21 protein-coding genes are annotated in these 17,657 nt (G+C 71.4%); 12 read left to right on the top strand and 9 right to left on the bottom strand.

The window, feature by feature from the left end:
- Window positions 1-19 precede the first annotated feature (19 nt).
- The 10 genes from CPZ01_RS02905 (at window position 20) to CPZ01_RS02860 (ending at window position 7,855) form a co-directional block, all read left to right on the top strand.
- Window positions 20-748, top strand: coding sequence for a lipoyl protein ligase domain-containing protein (locus tag CPZ01_RS02905; protein WP_096393349.1), 729 nt, complete (start codon window positions 20-22; stop codon window positions 746-748).
- 66 nt (window positions 749-814) lie between these two features.
- A complete protein-coding gene (locus CPZ01_RS02900) occupies window positions 815-1,222 on the top strand; it encodes a 30S ribosomal protein S6e (protein ID WP_096393348.1) in 408 nt (135 codons plus the stop codon).
- A 10-nt stretch (window positions 1,223-1,232) separates the two neighbouring features.
- Complete coding sequence (locus tag CPZ01_RS02895) at window positions 1,233-1,700, top strand: DUF7112 family protein (RefSeq protein WP_096396106.1); 468 nt, start codon at window positions 1,233-1,235, stop codon at window positions 1,698-1,700.
- 88 nt (window positions 1,701-1,788) lie between these two features.
- Window positions 1,789-2,874, top strand: a complete 1,086-nt coding sequence (gene ahbB / locus CPZ01_RS02890; RefSeq protein ID WP_096393347.1) for a siroheme decarboxylase subunit beta — start codon at window positions 1,789-1,791, stop codon at window positions 2,872-2,874.
- Window positions 2,871-3,569: a precorrin-2 dehydrogenase/sirohydrochlorin ferrochelatase family protein gene (locus tag CPZ01_RS02885; RefSeq protein WP_096393346.1), complete on the top strand. Its 699-nt coding sequence runs from the start codon at window positions 2,871-2,873 to the stop codon at window positions 3,567-3,569. Before ahbB ends, CPZ01_RS02885 begins: the two co-directional genes overlap by 4 nt.
- The gene (gene hemA / locus CPZ01_RS02880) at window positions 3,566-4,906 is read left to right on the top strand and encodes a glutamyl-tRNA reductase (RefSeq protein ID WP_096393345.1); all 1,341 of its coding nucleotides are present in this window, start codon (window positions 3,566-3,568) and stop codon (window positions 4,904-4,906) included. The genes CPZ01_RS02885 and hemA overlap by 4 nt, the downstream gene beginning before the upstream one ends.
- An 80-nt stretch (window positions 4,907-4,986) precedes the next feature.
- Window positions 4,987-6,066: a glutamate--cysteine ligase gene (locus tag CPZ01_RS02875; protein ID WP_096393344.1), complete on the top strand. Its 1,080-nt coding sequence runs from the start codon at window positions 4,987-4,989 to the stop codon at window positions 6,064-6,066.
- Window positions 6,067-6,161: 95 nt separating this feature from the next.
- Complete coding sequence (locus tag CPZ01_RS02870; protein ID WP_096393343.1) at window positions 6,162-6,803, top strand: winged helix-turn-helix domain-containing protein; 642 nt, start codon at window positions 6,162-6,164, stop codon at window positions 6,801-6,803.
- A 75-nt stretch (window positions 6,804-6,878) separates the two neighbouring features.
- The gene (locus CPZ01_RS02865; RefSeq protein WP_096393342.1) at window positions 6,879-7,373 is read left to right on the top strand and encodes a phosphopantetheine adenylyltransferase; all 495 of its coding nucleotides are present in this window, start codon (window positions 6,879-6,881) and stop codon (window positions 7,371-7,373) included.
- On the top strand, window positions 7,370-7,855 hold the full coding sequence (locus CPZ01_RS02860) for a hypothetical protein (RefSeq protein ID WP_096393341.1): 486 nt from the start codon (window positions 7,370-7,372) through the stop codon (window positions 7,853-7,855). The genes CPZ01_RS02865 and CPZ01_RS02860 overlap by 4 nt, the downstream gene beginning before the upstream one ends.
- A 19-nt stretch (window positions 7,856-7,874) precedes the next feature.
- Here CPZ01_RS02860 and CPZ01_RS02855 read toward each other — a convergent pair whose 3' ends face one another.
- The 5 genes from CPZ01_RS02855 to CPZ01_RS02835 all read right to left on the bottom strand — a co-directional run bounded on the left by CPZ01_RS02855 (window position 7,875) and on the right by CPZ01_RS02835 (window position 11,153).
- Window positions 7,875-9,323 (bottom strand): FAD-dependent oxidoreductase, encoded by a 1,449-nt coding sequence (locus CPZ01_RS02855; protein ID WP_096393340.1) that lies wholly within the window; start codon window positions 9,321-9,323, stop codon window positions 7,875-7,877.
- Window positions 9,324-9,447: 124 nt separating this feature from the next.
- Window positions 9,448-9,885, bottom strand: coding sequence for an RNA-binding protein (locus CPZ01_RS02850; RefSeq protein ID WP_096393339.1), 438 nt, complete (start codon window positions 9,883-9,885; stop codon window positions 9,448-9,450).
- Window positions 9,886-9,906: 21 nt separating this feature from the next.
- Complete coding sequence (locus CPZ01_RS02845) at window positions 9,907-10,095, bottom strand: hypothetical protein (protein ID WP_004050211.1); 189 nt, start codon at window positions 10,093-10,095, stop codon at window positions 9,907-9,909.
- Window positions 10,096-10,272: 177 nt separating this feature from the next.
- Window positions 10,273-10,854: a DUF7524 family protein gene (locus CPZ01_RS02840; protein ID WP_172863922.1), complete on the bottom strand. Its 582-nt coding sequence runs from the start codon at window positions 10,852-10,854 to the stop codon at window positions 10,273-10,275.
- Between the two features lie 104 nt (window positions 10,855-10,958).
- Window positions 10,959-11,153 (bottom strand): methytransferase partner Trm112, encoded by a 195-nt coding sequence (locus tag CPZ01_RS02835; RefSeq protein WP_186814974.1) that lies wholly within the window; start codon window positions 11,151-11,153, stop codon window positions 10,959-10,961.
- A gap of 93 nt (window positions 11,154-11,246) precedes the next feature.
- Between CPZ01_RS02835 and CPZ01_RS02830 the strand changes: the two genes are divergently transcribed.
- A complete protein-coding gene (locus tag CPZ01_RS02830; protein ID WP_096393337.1) occupies window positions 11,247-11,564 on the top strand; it encodes an RPA12/RPB9/RPC11 RNA polymerase family protein in 318 nt (105 codons plus the stop codon).
- A 94-nt stretch (window positions 11,565-11,658) separates the two neighbouring features.
- Window positions 11,659-11,943 carry a ribonuclease P protein component 4 gene (locus CPZ01_RS02825; RefSeq protein ID WP_096393336.1) on the top strand — a complete coding sequence of 95 codons (285 nt, stop codon included), beginning with the start codon at window positions 11,659-11,661 and terminating at the stop codon, window positions 11,941-11,943.
- Window positions 11,944-11,963: 20 nt separating this feature from the next.
- On the opposite strand, the gene CPZ01_RS02820 is transcribed toward CPZ01_RS02825, so the two are convergent.
- From CPZ01_RS02820 to glpK, 4 genes are all read right to left on the bottom strand, one after another.
- Window positions 11,964-12,644, bottom strand: coding sequence for an HAD-IIB family hydrolase (locus tag CPZ01_RS02820; RefSeq protein ID WP_096393335.1), 681 nt, complete (start codon window positions 12,642-12,644; stop codon window positions 11,964-11,966).
- Window positions 12,645-13,397: 753 nt separating this feature from the next.
- A complete protein-coding gene (locus tag CPZ01_RS02815; RefSeq protein ID WP_096393334.1) occupies window positions 13,398-14,570 on the bottom strand; it encodes a Cdc6/Cdc18 family protein in 1,173 nt (390 codons plus the stop codon).
- A 311-nt stretch (window positions 14,571-14,881) separates the two neighbouring features.
- A complete protein-coding gene (locus CPZ01_RS02810) occupies window positions 14,882-16,018 on the bottom strand; it encodes a hypothetical protein (RefSeq protein WP_096393333.1) in 1,137 nt (378 codons plus the stop codon).
- Window positions 16,019-17,557 carry a glycerol kinase GlpK gene (glpK, locus tag CPZ01_RS02805; protein ID WP_096393332.1) on the bottom strand — a complete coding sequence of 513 codons (1,539 nt, stop codon included), beginning with the start codon at window positions 17,555-17,557 and terminating at the stop codon, window positions 16,019-16,021. It abuts the gene before it with no gap.
- Between the last annotated feature and the right edge of the window lie 100 nt (window positions 17,558-17,657).

Genomic DNA, 17,657 nt, shown 5'->3' with positions numbered 1-17,657 from the left:
CCCCGTCGTCAGATTCGGCATGCGCGTGTACAGGGGCGGGTTCGAGACGCCCGCCGCGGACCGCGAGCCGACGGCGGACCTGCTCGCGTCCGCCGCGGACGGCGTCCCGGCCGTGCGCGTGACCGCGCCGCCGCGACAGGTCGCGTTCGGTCGGCGCGACGCCCGCGAGCCCGGGTTCGAGGCGGCGAAGCGGGCGGCCGAGGAGGCGGGGTTCCCGCCCCTCGAACGCGACGTCGGCGGGCGCGCGGTCGCGTACACGGGGTCGACGCTCTCGTTCGGCGTCGCGGTGCCGACCGGCGACGGCCGCGGGTCGATCGACTCGCGGTACGAGACCGCGACCGAGACGCTCCGCGACGCGCTCAGCGACCTCGGCGCCGACGTGGTCCGGGGAGAGCCGCGGGCCGCGTTCTGTCCGGGGGACCACTCGCTTCGGATCGCGGGCAGAACTGATGCCTCTGTCGGCGGCAAGGTCGCGGGCCTCGCCCAGCGCGTCCGCGCCGACGCGGCGCTCGTCGCGGGGGTCCTCGTCGTCTCGGCGGCCGACCCCGAGCCGATCGCGCGGGTCACCGAACCCGTCTACGACGCGCTCGACGTGGCGTTCGACCCGGACTCGGTCGGGAGCGTCGCCGGCGCCGGCGCCCCGGACGACCCGACCGCCGTCGCCCGCGCCGTCGAGGCCGCGCTCGTCGACGGGCCGTGGGGCGACGGCGAGCGCGAGATCGTCCGCGTCGACGGGGAAGACGCCTGAGCGCGTCGCGGCCCGCGGTTCCGACGTTTCGACGTGCTTTTTATGCGCGGGGGACTGGGTTCGCGCATGGCCGAATTCAAAGTCGTCGTCGCCGACCCCGAGACCGGCGAGACGTTCCAGCGAGAGGTCGACGGACAGGACGCCAACCGATTCCTCGGTCGCGAACTCGGCGACGAGATCGGCGGCGACGCCGTCGGACTCTCCGAGCACACCATCGAGCTCACCGGCGGCTCCGACGAGACCGGGCGCCCGATGCGCGAGGACGTCTCCGGCACGCGCCTGAAGGAGCTCCTCTTGGAGGGCGGCGTGGGCTTCGAGCCGTCCCGAGAGGGCGAGCGCAAGCGCATCACCGTCCGCGGCCGCGAGATCGACGACGACGTCGCGCAGATCAACGCGAGCGTCGTCGACGGCGAGGGCGACGTGGCGGCCGCGCTCGGCGAGGGCGACGCGGATGGCGACGAGGCCGACGAGTAACGACGCCGCGATGCCTCGCGTTCCCTCCGACGGCGAGGACGTCTCTTCGATCCGCGTCTCGCTCGCCCGGAGCGGCGGCACTCGCCGCCCCTGCGTCAGGCTCCCCGACGACGACGCGCTCGACGGCCGCGTCGAGTCCGGGACCTGCGACGCGCTCGGCGTGAGCCAGGGGGACCTGATCCGGGTCGCGATCGACCGCGAGGAGCGCCACGCGCGGGTCGCGAGCGACTCGCGGGGGCGGCTCCTCCGCGGCGCGTTCGACAACCGGCGGCTCGCGCGCGAGGCGAGCGAGGGGACGAACCGGTTGGTCGAGTGGCTCGACGCGAACGGCCGGGAGCCGGGCGACAGCGTCGTCCTCGACGTCGTGGTGCCCGGCGAGCTGTACGGGCTCCGGGTCCCCGGCGAGCGGACCGTGTACGACGCGAATCGGAGCCCGCGGTCGTCGCTCGCGGACATCGCCCGCGACGTGGACGGCTGAGTGAGGGCCGCGGCGGTCGACGGTCGTCGCCGGCGGACAGCGGCGTCAGGCCGAACCGCTTATTCTCGCTCGGTCCCGAGGTCGCGCCATGCGAGAGGTCGACGCGGATCTGACGGCGCTCGACCGCGCGATCATCAACGCGTTCCAGGGCGGGTTCCCGGTCGCGGAACGGCCCTTCGACGCCGCGGCGGCCGCGCTCGCGGAGCGCGGCGTCGACGTGACGGGCCCGGAGCTCTGCGAGCGCGTCCGCGAACTCGACGAGGAGGGAATCCTCTCGCGGTTCGGCGCGCTCGTCAACGCCGAGGAGATCGGCGGCGCGGCGTCGCTCGTGGCGATGCACGCCCCCGAGGACCGCTACGACGAGATCGCGGAGACCGTCAACGAGTTCACCGCGGTGGCGCACAACTACGAGCGGGAGCACCCCCACCTCAACATGTGGTTCGTGGTGAGCGTCGCCGACCACCCGGACCCCGACAAGGACGGGAGCGACCGCGTCGAGGAGGTGCTCGAAGAGATCGAGGCCGCGACGGGCCAGGAGACGTACAACCTCCCGAAGCTCCGGGAGTTCCACGTCGGCGCGAAGTTCCTCGTCGACGGACCGGTCCCCGACGGCGACGTGGACCTGTCGGACCTCGGGCCCACCGTGGAACCGAGCGACCGGGAGACGCTCACCCCCGACGAGCGCGACCTGATCGTCGAGATCCAGGGCGGGCTCCCGGTGACGGAGACCCCGTACGCGGACGTCGCGGCCGCGATCGGCGCCGACGTCGGGTGGGTGATCGAGACGGTCAAGCGGTTCGAGCGGGAGGGGAAGGTGCGCCGCGTCGGCGTCATCCCGAACCACTACGCGCTCGGCTACACGGAGAACGGGATGACGGTCTGGAACGTGCCCGAGGAGGTCTTAGACGAGGTCGGCCCCGCCGTCGCTGACTTGGACTTCGTCACGCACTGCTACGAGCGGCCGCGCCACGCCGGCGTCTGGGAGTACAACTTCTTCGCGATGACGCACGGCCGCACCGAGGCGGAGAGCGAGCGCCGGATCGCGGAGGTGCGGGAGCTGATGGACGAGTACTGGGACGTCGGCGCCGACGACTGGGACACGCTGTTCTCGACGCGTATCCTGAAGAAGACCGGGATCCGCATCGCGGACCGGGCGGACAGCAACACGGCGTGACTCCGCTGTACCACGACCTCGCGGGCGAGACGGTCGCCGTCTTCGGCGGCGGTTCCGTGGGGGCGCGAAAGGCTGCCGGGTTCGACGAGGCGGGCCGGATCGTCGTCGTCAGCCCCGAGTTTGACGAGCGGCTGCGCTCGCTCGCGGACGGGCGCGAGGCGGACGGGCGCGCGGACGGCGACGGTGCGGACGGGCCGCCGGTCGAACTGGTCCGCGCCGCTCCGGACACGGACGAGATTCCCGACTGGCTCGACCGGCTCGACCCGGCGCTCGCGGTCGCGGCGACCGACGACGCCGCGGTCAACGCCGCCGTCGAGGCCGCGGCGCTCGATCGGGGAATCTTAGTCAACCGGACGGACGTCTCCGGCGGCCGCGATCCGGGCAGCGTCGTGGTGCCCGCGACGGTCGAGGACGAGCCGGTGACCGTGGCGCTCTCGACGGGGGGCACGAGCCCCGCCTTGGCGAAGGCGCTCCGGGAGCGGATCGAGGCCGAGATCGAGGGGGCCGGCGAGATGGCTGCGCTCTCGGGGGAGATCCGCGAGGAGCTGAAATCGGAGGGTGTCGACCCCGAAACGCGGCGGGAAGCGGTCCGGCGCGTTGTCAGATCCCGGGGGGTTTGGAAGGGTTTACAAAAGGGGAGATCCAACGGACGGCAAGAGGCCGACACCGTGATCGAGGAGGTACTCGACCGATGAGAGAGACGGGTGCGATCGCCGGCGCGAGCGTCGCCCACGCCGACGCGACCGTCGACGAGATCGAGGCCGCCGGCGGCGACGGCGTCCGCGCGACCGTCTCCGACCTGCTCGCGCGCGAAGGAGTCGAGGAGGCGTTCGCGGTCCAGACGTGTAACCGCTCGGAGGCGTACGTCGTCACGGACCGGACCGTCGACGGGGCGACGGCGCTGTCGACGTTCGCGCCGGAGGTGCGCGCCGGCGCGGTCCGCCGCCTCGACCACGAGGAGAGCTTAGAACACCTGATGCGGGTCGCCTCCGGGCTGGAGTCGCTCGTGCTCGGCGAGGACCAGATCATCGGCCAGCTGCGGGAGGCCTACGAGGAGTCGAAGTCCGCGGGCGGGATCGGCCCCGTCCTCAAGGACGCCGTGACGAAGGCGCTCCACGTCGGCGAGCGCGCGCGGACGGAGACCGAGATCAACGAGGGGGTCGTCTCGCTCGGCTCCGCGGCCGTCCGGCTCGCGGCCGGCGAGATCGACCTGACAGACGGGACGGCCGTCGTCGTCGGCGCCGGCGAGATGGGAACGCTCGCCGCTCGAACGCTCGACGACACCGCCGTCTCGGAGATCGTCGTCGCCAACCGCACGGTGCCGCACGCGGAGTTCGTCGTCGAGGAGGTCGACACCCCCGCGGAGGCGGTGTCGCTCGCGGACCTCCCCGCGATCATCCCCGACGCCGACCTCGTCGTCACCGCGACCGGGAGCCCGGATCTGGTCGTCCACCCCTCGTACGTCGACGGCGCGGGGCGGCTCGTCTGTATCGACATCGCGCAGCCGCGCGACGTCGACCCCGCGGCGGGCGCCCGCGAGGGTGTCACCGTCTACGACATCGACGACCTCGAGGACGTCACCCGGCGGACCCGCGAGAGCCGCGCGGAGGAGGCCCGGAAGGTCGAGTCGATCATCGACGAGGAGCTCGACCGCATCCTGGAGGCGTACAAGCGGAAGCGCGCCGACGACGCGATCTCGGCGATGTACGCCGGCGCGGACCAGGTGAAGGCCCGCGAGCTCGACCGCGCGATGTCGAAGCTGGAGGCGCAGGGCGACCTGACCGACGAGCAGCGCGAGACGGTCGCGGACCTGGCCGACGCCCTCGTCGGCCAGCTGCTCGCGGCGCCGACGCGCTCGCTCCGCGACGCCGCGGGCGAGGACGACTGGGAGACGATCCGGACCGCGCTCCGGCTGTTCGACCCCGAGTTCGCGTCGGAGGCCGAAAGCCCGGAGGAGGCGGACATCGCCGACGCCGCGGCCGGCGGCCCGGACGCGGTTCCGGACTCCGTCGCCGAGGAGCTCGACGACTAATTTAAGCAGTCGCTCGCGAGACCGGCGCTCCGTTTCGGGTTCCAATCCATATAAGACCGCGCGGGCGGAACGGAGGCGTAATGGAACTCGGTTCGCGGGACGCGTTCTCCCGGATGGGGACGCTCGGCATCGAGGAGGAGTTCTACATCGTCGATGCCGACGGCAATCCCACGTCCGGGACCGACGACCTCGTGTACGGCCGCGACCCGCCAGCGGCGGTGCCGGAGGGGTTCGACCACGAGCTGTTCGAGTGTACCATCGAGGCGCAGACGGAACTGATCGAGGACCCGGCGAACGCCGCGGACGCGCTCGCGACGGTCCGCGAGGCGCTCGTCGACCACGCCGCCGCGGACGGGTATCAGATCGCGGCCGCGGGCCTCCACCCGGCGGCGAAGTGGCGCGAGCTCGACCACGTTCGGAAGCCGCGGTATCAGGCCCAGCTGGACCGGATCCAGTACCCGCAACACCGGAACACGACCGCGGGGCTCCACGTCCACGTCGGCGTCGACGACGCGGACAAGGCCGTCTGGGTCGCGAACCGCCTGCGGTGGCACTGCCCGGTGCTGCTCGCCTTGTCCGCGAACTCCCCGTTCTGGAACGGGTTCGACACCGGACTCGCCTCGGCCCGCGCGAAGGTGTTCGAGAACCTCCCGAACACCGGGATCCCCTCGGCGTTCGACGACTTCGACGCGTTCCAGCGGTACGAACGCCGGATGGTCGAGACGGACTCCATCGCGGACCGCGGCGAGCTGTGGTTCGACGTGCGCCCCCACACGGGCCACGGCACGGTGGAGGTTCGCGCGCCCGACGCGCAGCGCGACCCCGAGGTCACGCTCGCGCTCGCCGAGTACGTCCGCGCGCTGGTCGTCGACTACGCCGAGCGGTACGAGGACGGCGAGTCGCCGTCGACGCTGCGCCGCGAGCTGCTCGACGAGAACAAGTGGCGCGCGATCCGTCACGGCCACGAGGCCGCGTTCGTCGACCGCGACGGCGAGGGGACGACCGCGCTCGGCGAGGTCGTCGCGGCGGAGTGCGACCGGCTCGGCGTCGACGGTATCCGCGAGGTGTACGAGGCGGAGAGCGGCGCCGCGCGCCAGCGCCGGATCCGCGACGAGGAGGGCGCCGACGCGCTGCGTTCGGACCTCCTCGTGAGCCCCTAACCCCGGAATCGAACGCCTCTGGGGCGCTCCCGGGAGTTCCGTCGGAACGAAAGCGACGAGAAACGCTTTTGGCCGCGTAGCCCCCAGTTTCCGGCATGACCACGGACGATTCACCGACCGAGCCGGGAGACGACCCGGAGGAGTCGCCGACGGACCGGACCCGCGAGGAGCTTCGGAAGACGAAAGAGCGGCTCGGCGAGGGCGCGGACAGGGCGGTGAAGGGGTTCGACGACAACGTCGTCGACCTGCTCGCGTGGCTGCTCGACACCGAGACCCGCGCGCGCATCTACGTCTACCTCCGCGATAACCCCCACAGCACGAGCGACGAGGTCGCCGACGGCACGGGGCTGTACCCCAGCACCGTCCGCGAGGCGCTCGCCGAGCTCCACGACGAGGGGACCGTCGAGCGCGGCAAGCGGAAGGCGGAGGGGGCGGGCAACAACCCCTACGAGTACGAGGCCATCGCGCCGAGCGAACTGGTCCGCACCGTCGTCGGCGACGTCCAGGCCGAGCTGAACGCCGTCTTCAACCTCGACCGCCGGCTCGGCGGCGAGTCGCCCGACGGCGACACCGAACCGGTCCAGATATCCGTCGACGGCGAGGACGGCGACGGCGTCGACGACGAGGCATCTGACGGAGATGAAGCCGAAGGCGGCGAAGACACCGGAGGCGACGAAGCGGACAGTGACGACGACGCGGACGGTGACGACGCGGACGGCGACGAGCCGACGAACTGATTCGGCCGGCACCGACCGCGCACCGCCCGACCGCGGTTCGGGACGTTTTAAGTTCGACCCGCGCAACGGAGAGGCATGAACGTCGCGCTGGGGGGTACGTTCGATCCCGTTCACGACGGCCACCGCAAGCTGTTCGAACGGGCGTTCGAGCTGGGTGACGTCACGGTCGGGCTCACCTCCGACGACTTGGCGCCGGAGACCCGACACGTCGAGCGGTACGTCCGCCCCTACGACCGGCGCGAGCGCGACCTGGAGGCGGAGCTGGCCCCGCGGGCCGAAGCGCACGGGCGCGAGTACGAGATCCGCGAACTGACGGAGCCGACCGGCATCGCGGTCGAACCGGAGTTCGACGCGCTGATCGTCTCCCCCGAGACGAAGGCCGGCGGCGAGCGGATCAACGAGATCCGCGCCGAGCGCGGCCGCGACCCGCTCGATCTGGTCGTCGTCGACCACGTGATCGCCGAGGACGGCGAGCGCATCTCCTCGACGCGGATCGTCGCGGGCGAGATCGACGAACACGGTAACCTCACCCCCGACCGCGAGGGGCGGGGCGCGACGCGACCGGAATGACGGGCGACGACGCGAGCGACGAGCGAACGGCGGACGGCGCGAGCGACGGCGGCGCGGCCGCGTCTCGACGCGCGGCGCTCCGACGGATAGCCCTCGGCGAGACCGGATTCGAGCGGGCGACGGTGTGGAGCGCGGTCGGCCTCGCGCTGTCGTACGTCGCGTTCGACGTGACGGCCGCGGCCGGCGTCGGAAGCGCGCAGACCACCGGCGTCCTCGCCGCGGTGACGGCGATCGGCGCGGTCGCGTTCGCCGCGACCGGCGGCGGCGCGTTCCCGGCGATACTGCTCGCCTACGGACCGTTCGCGGGGACGCTGCTTCGGGAGCTCGGACCGGAGCCGTACCTCCTCCCGCTCGCGGCCGGCGCCCCGGCCGCCGCCGCGTTCACGGCCCCGCTGGCGCTCGCCGGCGCGGTCGCGGTCGCGGTGGGCGCCGCGTCGGCGGTCGTCGGCTTCCTCCTCTCGCGGATCGCCGCGTCGCGGTAGCGTCGCGACCCGAACCGCCTCACTCGTTGAGCTTCCCGTTCAGCACCTTCGCGGCGACGAGTATCGGGTCCCACACCGGACTGAACGGCGGCGCGTACGCGAGGTCCAAGCGCTCGACCTCGGGGACGGTCATGTCCGCCTCGATCGCGGTCGCGAGCGTGTCGATCCGGACCGCGGCCCGGTCGGTGCCGACGATGCTCCCGCCGAGCAGACGCCCGGTGTCCCGGTCGGCGACGAGGGTCACGTCGGTTTCGGCCGCGCCCGGGTAGTAGCCGGAGCGCGAGCCGGCGGTCACCGTCTCGTCCACCGGGTCGAAGCCGGCCGCCTCGGCCTTCTCGGGGTCGAGTAGCCCGACACGGGCGGCCTCGGCGTCGAACGCCTTCACGGCCGCGGTGCCCGCGATGTCGCCGACGGGCGTCGGGTCGCCGGCGACGGTCGCACCGATGGCGCGCCCGGCACGGTTCGCGGTGAGGCCGAGCGGGAGCCAGTCGGGCTCTCCGGTCACCGCGTGGCGGGCGGTCGCGCAGTCGCCCGCGGCGTACACGTCCGGGAGGCTGGTGCGGCCGCGGTCGTCGACGCGGACCGCGTCGCCCGGTCCGAGGTCGACGCCGGTGCCGTCGAGGAGGTCGGTGTTCGGCCGGATGCCGACGCCGACGACGGCCATATCGACCGGGAAGCGCTCGGGAACGGTCCCGTCGAGGTCGCCCCCGACCTCGACCGCCTCGATCCGGTCGTCGCCGACGAGCGCCTCGACCGGCGAGTCGGTGTGAACCGTGACGTCCTCGGCTTCGAGGGCCGCCTCGACGCGGTTCCCGACAGTCTCGCCGAACGGCGAGAGGAGGTGGCCGGAGCGGTGGAACACGTGGACGTCCAGCCCGCGCTCGGTCAGCGCCTCCGCGACCTCGACGCCGACGTACCCGCCGCCGACGACCGCGGCGGTCTCGGGCGCCGGCATCGCGGCGTTGCGCTCGACGCGCTCGCGGTCGACCGCGCTCACGTCCGCGCGCTCGGGGTCGTAGGCGTCCGGATCGGCGACGTACGCGTCGATGGCGGCGGCCGCGTCCATGTCGTGGAGCGTGAACGCGCCGTCGACGCCGCGCACGTCGAAGGGACCGGTCGTCGCGCGCGCGCCGGTGGCGACGAGCAGGTCGCCGTACGCCTGCTCGAAGCGGTCGCCGTCGGCCGTCTCGACGGTGACGCGCTTCGCGTCGGGGTCGACGGCGACGACCTCGCTACCCCGACGGAGGTCGATCCCCCGCTCGTCGACGTCGCTCGGCGACAGCGAGAGGAGGTTCGACATGCGGTCGACGTAGCCCGCGATGAAGTACGGCATCCCGCAGTAGGCGTACGAGATCCACCGGCCCTTCTCGAAGACGACGACCTCGCGGTCGGGCGCCTCGCGCCGGAACTTGCTGGCCGCGCTCAACCCCGCCGCGTCGGCGCCGACGACCACGAACGGATCGCTCATAGCCGGACATCGACGGGGCGGGTGAAAAAGTCACGCCGCGGGTGCGGGCCGGACACGCGACCGGGAGAGCGCGGCCTCGCGCGGCCGTCGGCGGTCGACCGCACGCGGGTGCGGTCGGGCGCGCTCAGTCCTCGTCCGCGAGCCGCGAGAGCGTCTCGCGGGCGTTCGCGACCGCCTTCTCCTTTTTCGCCGGGTACGCCTCCACCTTCGTGCGGACGGTGAGCCCCGGGCCGAGCCGGACCTCGTCGCGGAACGCCGCCTGCTTGTCGAGGCGGAGGAACAGCGCGCAGTTGTCGTCGACGCGCTCGTCGAGCTCGTCGAGAACGCGGTCGAGGTCCTCCAGCTCGGAGAGCCGGTCGAGCACGTGTCGCATCTCGTCGGCCCGCTCGACGCGCGCCGAGAGGACGACGATCCGGTCCCCGTGATGCCCCACGTTCTCGACGCGTTCGAGCTCGACGTCGTCGGGCAGCAGGGAGAACAGCGCCTGCTCGACGCGTTTCACGTCCTCAGTGGCGTACGAGAACGCGCGGAGGTCGACGTAGTGGAAGGGGACTTTCGGCATGCGGTACGAGTGGGGGCGGCGTTACTCCTCGCTCTCGACGGCGTCGAGCGCGTCCTCCGGGACGCCCGTCTCCTGGCCATCCTCGAAGCTGACCGTGTACGTCGCGTCGCCGAACATCGTCTCCATCACCTGCGTAATCGTCCCCGTCTCGCCGTCGTACTCGCTGTGTTTGTCGTGGAGCACGACCTCGTCTTCCTTCTCGAAGCTCATGGCGTCTCGTTCCGGTGGGACGGTTAAAAGCGCGCGGATCCGGAGCGAGACGGGGGGTGCGAGACGGGGGGTGCGAGACGGGGGGTGCGAGACGGGGGGTGCGAGACGAGAGGGACGAGCCGCTGGAAACAGCGGAGTCGAGCCGGCGGAGGCCGCGGGGCGGACACGCCCGTCGCCTCACGTCAGCGCGAGCAGCGCCGCGCCGAACGCGACCATCAGCGCGAGCCCGACCGCGAGCCAGACGACGGCGCTGTCGACGGCGACCGCGACCGCGACCGCGACGCCGACCGCGACCAGCCCGAAGACCGCGCCCGCGACCCCGCCGCGCTGTACCAGGCGGTCGAGGCCGTTCACCGCGCGCTGTCGGGCCGGCGGCTCCGGCGTGCGCTCCGGAGAGGCGGAGAGCTCCTCGTCGACGGCGACCGCCTCCTCGGGGGCCTCGGGCGACGGGTCGACCCGAACGTCGACGTACGTCGTGTTCGACCCGTAGCCGGTGACGATCTTCAGTTTGCCGCGAACGGCCTCGTCGACGGCGGCCGTCGAGACGTGGACGTGGCGGGTGGCCTCGTCGGCGACGAAGTGGTTCCCCTCGTCGAGCGCGGCCACCCGGTCGAGCTCGTCGTCGAAGTGGAGGTGGACGTGCGTCGAGCGCCCGCTGTTCTCGAGCACGACCGGGAACGGGCCGTCGGTGACGAACGAGTCCGGGGCGTCGATGTCGTGGACCGCCTCCCCGTTCAGTTCGACGTCGAGTGTCGGCACGGGTGGGACCACGACCCCGTACTAAAAAAAGATTCACACGAGTGAGGGCTTCCGAGGGCGCGCGGGAGCGACTCGTTCCGCGGCGGCCGGTCGATCGCGGTCCGCTACGCCGCGGCCTCTTCGCGCATGTCCGGCGGGAGGAGGTTCGGGATCCCGTCCTCGATGGGGTACGTCTCGCCGCACTCCGTACAGGTGAGCGTCCCGGCGAGGATCTCCTCGTCGTCCGCGTCGTCGACGTCGAGTTCGAGGGCCGCCTTGTCGAGCGGACAGCAGATCACGTCCATCAGGGATTCCTTCATACCGCTCGGTTGGGTTGGACCGATAAAAAAGCGTGCGGGTCGCGGCGGCTCGGAAGCTAACGTATTTGTCACCCGTCCGCGTACGTCGGTTTTATGCGGTTCTGTGACGAGTGCGGGTCGACGATGTACGCCAAGGGGGACGCGTGGGTGTGTCGCTCCTGCGACAGCGAGGAGCCGCGTGACTCGGGAGACGAGGCGGCGATGGCGACGCGGGACGCGCAACGGGACGACGGGGCGCCCGCCGTGGCCGACGCGACGGACGGCTCCGCCGAGACGACGCGGGAGCCCTGTCCGGCGGACGGCTGCGACGGCGACCGGGCCCGCTACGAGATGCTGCCGAAGCCGGGGGGCTCCTACGAGGTCCGATTGTTCACCTGCGTCGAGTGCGGCCACAAGTGGCGCGAGTCCTGACGGCGCCGCTCGCGGAACGTCTGAACGGAGGGCCCCGCGGGATCGACCGCTCCGGATAACAACCTCTTTGCCGCCGCGCGCCGCCCTCCGTGACATGGGCATCCCGTCGGAGCGGATCGAGCGGCTGTTCGCCCTCGCCCGCGAGGCGGTCGTCGACGACGAGTACGACCGCGCCCGCGAGTACGTCGCCCGCGCCCGCCGCATCGCCGAGCGCAACCGCTGTGGCGTTCCCTCCGAGCTCTCCAGGCGCGCCTGCGACGACTGCGCCGTCTACCTCCGGCCCGGAAGGACGAGCCGCGTCCGGACGCGACCCGGTCGCGTGGTCGTCCGCTGCCTGGAGTGCGGGGCGACGGCGCGGTACCCCTACGGCGGGGAGTGAGCGGGAAGAAGACGCCGCGCCTACTCGCCGCGCTCGCGCAGTCTTTCGAGCACCGAGACCGTCCCGTCCATGAACCCCTCGTCGAGCACCGCGTCGGCGGCCTCGCGCGCGGCGGCGTCCGCGTTGGCGACCGCGTAGGACTCGCCGGCGACGCCGAACGTCGAGACGTCGTTCTCGCTGTCGCCGACCGCGACGAACTCGTCGGCCGCGAGACCGAGCGCGTCGGCGACGACGCGGAGCGCCCGCCCCTTGCTCACGCCCGTCGACTTGACGTGGAAGGCGTAGCCGGTGTCGACGACCTCCACGTCGTCGACGGCCGCGGCGACCTCGCGGAGCAGGGCCTCGTCGGCGTCGGGCGAGACCGCGACCTCCGTCTCGCGCCAGCGGTTCACCGTGTCGCCGTCGCCCCAGCCGACCTCGCCGCCGCGCTCGCGGAACGCCTCGACGACGGCCCGGGCTGCGTCCGGGTCGCCGACGAGCGTCGTCTCGCCGTCGACGTACGCGACGCCCCCGTTCTCCGCGATCACCGTCTCCTCGCGGCCGAGGAAGTGCGCGAGCGCGACCGGGTACGGGAACGCCTTCCCGGTGGCGAAGACTATCGGCGCGTCCCAGTCCGGCAGCAGCTCGAAGGCTCGCGGGTCGATCCGACCGGTCGGCGTCGTCAGCGTGCCGTCGATGTCGAGCGCGAGGGGCGGAACCATACCCGCGAGTCGACGACTCGGCGACAACTGTCTTCCGTTCGATCGGCTCTGGTACCTCGAGGGAGCGACTGGATGGTTTTTATAAGTAGATCGTGAATTCGCGACAAACGTTGCTAAAGTCCCAGTCGCTTATTTATAAATAGTTGCTGGCAGATCGGCGGCAAACACCTCCAAAGCCCCAGCCGCTCGCTTATAAATGGTTGATTTGGGGTCTACGATGAACATCTCCAAAGACCCAGCCGCTCGCTTATAAATAGTTGATTTGGGGTCTGCGACGAACACCTCCAAAGCCCCAGCCGCGAGGACTCGCGCGGCTCGCTGTCGCCCGAAAATCTCCGATTTTCGGGATGACGAGACGCCGAAGGCGTCTCGAACCACGCTCCTCGTCACTCGCTTCGCTCGTTCCTGCGGTGCTTACGTCGCCGTGCTTCGTCCTCGCGGCTGCCCCTTTGAGTCCCACCCCACCGGAAGACGTTCCTGCTCGCTTCGCTGCGCGGGCTGCGACTTCCGTGTTCCCGCTCGCTTCGCTCGCGGGAACGCACCGCAACCGACCTCACGCCTCCCCAGCCTCGTCGGTCGCCGTCGCTTCGCTCGGCGACCGACTCCCTCGCGCGTGCTGACTCGCGGCCGCCGGTGGCGGCCACTCGCAGGCACACGCCACCGCGTCCATTTATAAGCAATTGCCGCTGTCACTTACGTCCTTTAAAAAACGTATCGCTGCTGTTGATCCGGTTGGGTCGCCCCCTTTGGCCGCTACCCGGTCCGGACGCGTCGCTCGAACAGCTCGCGGAAAACGACCGTCGGGAACAGCGGCACGAGCCGGCTCGGGGGGCGCCCCTTGCCGTCGCTCTGATGGACGGTGACGCGTTCGAGCAGGCCGGCGTCGGCCAGCTCGTAGAGCACGCGCCGCACCGTCGACGCCGAGAGGTCGACGCCCGGGCGGGCGGCGATGGCCTCGGTCGCCACGCCGACCGTCGACCGCTCCTCCTCGGAGAGCCCGGCGAGCTCGTAGAGGAGGCGCTGGCGGCTCTCGGGGAGCGCCAGCACCCGCCCCAGCGCGACGCAGGGGCGGGGCACGCCGTCGATACCGGCGTCGACATCGCCGGAGCGGACCGTCGACGCCCCCACCCGCTCCGCGTTGACCGCCGCGCCCATTACGGCGGCGAGCGCGTCGTGGGCGTCGCCCGCGGCCCACTCGACGATCTCGCGGATCTGGTCGTGCGAGAGCGCTTCGCGGCCGAGCCCGGTCGAACACCGGCTCGTCAGCAGCTCGACGAGCACGTGCCGGCGGTACTTCGCGAACTCGACGGTCGTCTCGGGCTCCCAGTCGATCGCGTCCGGCGGGTCGCGGCCGATACAGGCCGGCGTGACCCGATCGCCAACGTCGTTCAGCCAGTCGATCAGCGTCGCCGCCGTCGGCGTCTCGGTCTCGTTCGTGTGGTCGACCGCGACGACGAGGTCGGGGCCCGTGCGCATCGCGTCGCGCAGCGAGTCGGCCAGCTCCTCGGTCCCGATCCCGTGGTCCGGGACGGGGTCGTCGCTCATCGCGGCCAGCATCGCGTGGTACAGCCGGAATCGGGTCGACGCCTTCCGAGCGTCGACGTAGACGAACCCGGGGATCGTCGGCTCGACCGCCCGCGTCGTCGTCTGGATGGCGCGCCGCGGACCGCTGTGGCTCGCCAGCCGGTCGAACAGCGCGGAGACGACCGCCGACTTCCCGCTCCCCTTCGGGCCGTACACGTAGACGCTCGGCGGGAGCGAGCCGGAGAAGGCGGGCTCGAACACGTCGAGGAGCCGCTCTATCGCCGGGCCGCGGCCGACCGGCGAGTCGACGTGTCTGACCGGTGAGACGGCTTCGAAGTCGGCGAGAACGCTCATGCCGGCGTCGTAGCCGAGCCGCCGTTCGATCCGGTCGTCGATGTTCACGGCCGACCCTCCGAGACAGCCGAACAAAACTGGCACGAAGCGGAGTCGGTGCGCGGTCGATCGCGGTCGGGACCGGCGTCGGCGGCAGGGGCGTCGGGACCGGCGGGTGCGTCGGGAGCGACGGAGCGGCCGCGAGCGGCGGCGACGCCGGCCGAGCGACGGCCGTCGCTCTCGAACCGAGCGCCTCGGCGTTCGCGTGTCCGGTCTGGTCTCATTGGTATCCGGCGGCTTGGTCGGAGGGTGTCTCGCGTGCGGAACGGTCCCAGGCCGCTACGGGAGAGCCGACGCGGCGTCGGCTCCCGCGAGCGGTCTCAGAGGTACCCGGCGTTCGGCAGGATGCCGAGGATGGCGAGGACGCCCACGACGAGCATCATGATCGCGATGGCCATCGCCGGGGGGTCCACGTGGGTCCCTGAGTGCGAGTAGAACAGCCGCTGGGTGACCTCGCCGACGAGGCCGCTGAGGGCCCCGAGGACGCCGCCGGCAAGCAGCGCGACGACGGCGCCGCTCGTCCCGACCGACGCGAGCGGCGTCACCGCGCCGATGTCCCCGAACGCGCCGACGCCGATCACGGCGCCGACGGAGCCGAGCAGGGTGATGTGGTGTGTCACCGGGATCTTCTCGACGCCGAGGTTCAGGAACAGCAGGCTGATCGCCGAGATGCCGTAGCCGAGGAAGATGCTCCCCGTCTGGAGGTAGATGTACCCGCCGAGGATACCGCCGACGAGGCCGATGGCGGCGACGCCGGACCACTTGTACTGGTGGGGGAGCCACGGCTCGGTCGCCGGCCGGCCGGCGTGCTCTTCCGGACCGCCGTCGGCCTGCGGATGCATGTCGCCGCGCTCGAACGGCGACATGTCGAGCAGCCCCTTCCCGGCCGGCTTCCCGACGATCGGGTAGCCGAACACCGGGCGGGCGAGGAACGCGGTCGCGAACACCGACACCGCGATGAAGTCGGTCGGCGGCGTCATCCCGATGACGTTGATGAAGACGCCGTTCAGCACGCGGGTGAGCAGCATCCCGATCACGCCGAAGACGGCCCCGACGGCGAGGATGTCCGGCTTCGTGCCGAACGCGTACGTGATGTCCTTCCCGAAGTGATATCCGCCGTCGGCGGGGTTCATGTCGGGGTACTTCTTGCCCGCGTACGCCGAGGCGGCGACGCCGCCCGCGAACGCGATGTGCGGGCCGGTTATGGCACCGAACCCGATGACGCCGGTGATGCCCGCGGCGAGCTCGCCCGCGGGGATGCCTTCGATCGCGCCGATCTGTCGCTGAAGGATGCCGATACCCTCGCCGAGGAAGACGACGAACCCGGTGAAGATGAACGCCGGGAGCGCGCCGATCGCGGCCCCGAACGCGCCGCCCGCCAGCGCGGTGATGAGCAGCATGACGAACAGCTTGACCTCGATCCCGAGGACCGGGATCTGGAGGAGGAGCTCGTTCATTTACTCGTCCTCCTCGTCGATCGCCCAGTTCTTCGAGCGCTCGACCGCGTCGTCCCAGCGGCTGTACAGCTTGTCGACCTCCGCCTGGTCCTTCTCGGGCGTGAACTCGCGGTCGATCTGCCAGTTGTCGCGCAGCTCGTCGACGTTGTCCCAGTAGCCGACCGCGAGCCCGGCGGCGTACGCCGAGCCGAGCGCGGTCGTCTCGTCGACCTCAGGCCGCGCGATCTCGGTCTGGATGATGTCGGACTGGAGCTGACAGAGGAAGTTGTTCTTCACCGCGCCGCCGTCGACGCGGAGGCTCGTCGTCTCCACGCCGGAGTCGGCCTCCATGGCCTCGGCGATGTCGCGGGTCTGGTAGGCGATCGATTCGAGCGTCGCCCGCACGATGTGCTCCTTGCTCGTGCCGCGGGTCATCCCGACGATGGTGCCGCGGGCGCGGCCGTCCCAGTGCGGGGCGCCGAGGCCCGTGAACGCCGGGACCATGTAGACGCCGTCGGTCGAGTCGACCGAGCGCGCCAGCTCCGCGGTCTGGGCCGCGTTGTTGATCAGGTCGACGTCCTCGAGCCACTCGATCGCGGCGCCGGTGATGAAGATCGAGCCTTCCAGCGCGTACTGGACGGGCTCGCCGGACATCTGGAAGCCGATCGTGGTGAGGAGCCCGTGGTCGGACTCGACGGCCTCGTTGCCCGTGTTCATCAGGTAAAAGGAGCCCGTGCCGTAGGTGTTCTTCGCGTCGCCCTCGTCGAAACAGGTCTGGCCGAACAGCGCGGCCTGCTGGTCGCCGAGCGCGCCCGCGACGGGCACCTCCTCGCCGAGGAAGCCGTCGGGGTCCGTGTGACCGTAGTAGTCCTCGTCTGAGGAGGGGCGCACCTCGGGCACCATCTCCTTCGGTACGTCGAACTCGTCGAGCAGCTCGTCGTCCCACTCCAGGTCCCGGATGTTGTACAGCATCGTCCGGGAGGCGTTGGTGACGTCAGTGATGTGGTTGCCCGTCAGGTTGTAGATGAGCCACGAGTCGATGGTGCCCATCACCAGCTCGCCGGCGCGGGCGCGGTCGCGGAGGTCGCCCCCGCGGGAACTCTGCATCTTGAGCGGCTCCGCGTTGTCGAGGATCCACTCGGTCTTGGTCGCGGAGAAGTACGCGTCGGCCTCGAGGCCGGTCTTCTCGCGGATCTCCTCGATCTTGTCCGCCTCCTGGAGCTCCTCGACGCGGTCGGTCGTCCGCCGGTCCTGCCACACGAGGGCGTTGTGGACCGGTCGCCCGGAGTCTTTGTCCCAGACGATGGTCGTCTCGCGCTGGTTGGTGATGCCGATCGCTTCGAGCTGGTCCGCCTCCAGCCCGGCGTCCGCGAGGCCGTCGAGGACGACCTGCTGGGTGTTCTCCCAGATCTCCATCGGGTCGTGTTCGACCCAGCCCGGGTTCGGGTAGATCTGTTCGTGCTGTTCGTAGGCGTTCGCGACGACCTGGCCCTCATGGTCGAACACCATGAATCGGGTGCCGGTCGTCCCCTGGTCTATCGCACCGACGTACTGTGTCATGTTGTGGATCCCTCCTGTGGCGCTGGTCCGTGCGCGGCGGTGGCCGGGTCGCACTCGCCGTCGAGAGCGATCCCGACGCCGCGTCCGCTGTCGCGTCGCG

The sequence above is a fragment of the Halorubrum trapanicum genome, assembly GCF_002355655.1.
In the GTDB taxonomy this organism is placed as follows: Archaea; Halobacteriota; Halobacteria; order Halobacteriales; family Haloferacaceae; genus Halorubrum; species Halorubrum trapanicum_A.
The sequence above is the reverse complement of the archived record's forward strand: the minus strand, read 5'-3'. Positions and strand labels throughout refer to the sequence as shown.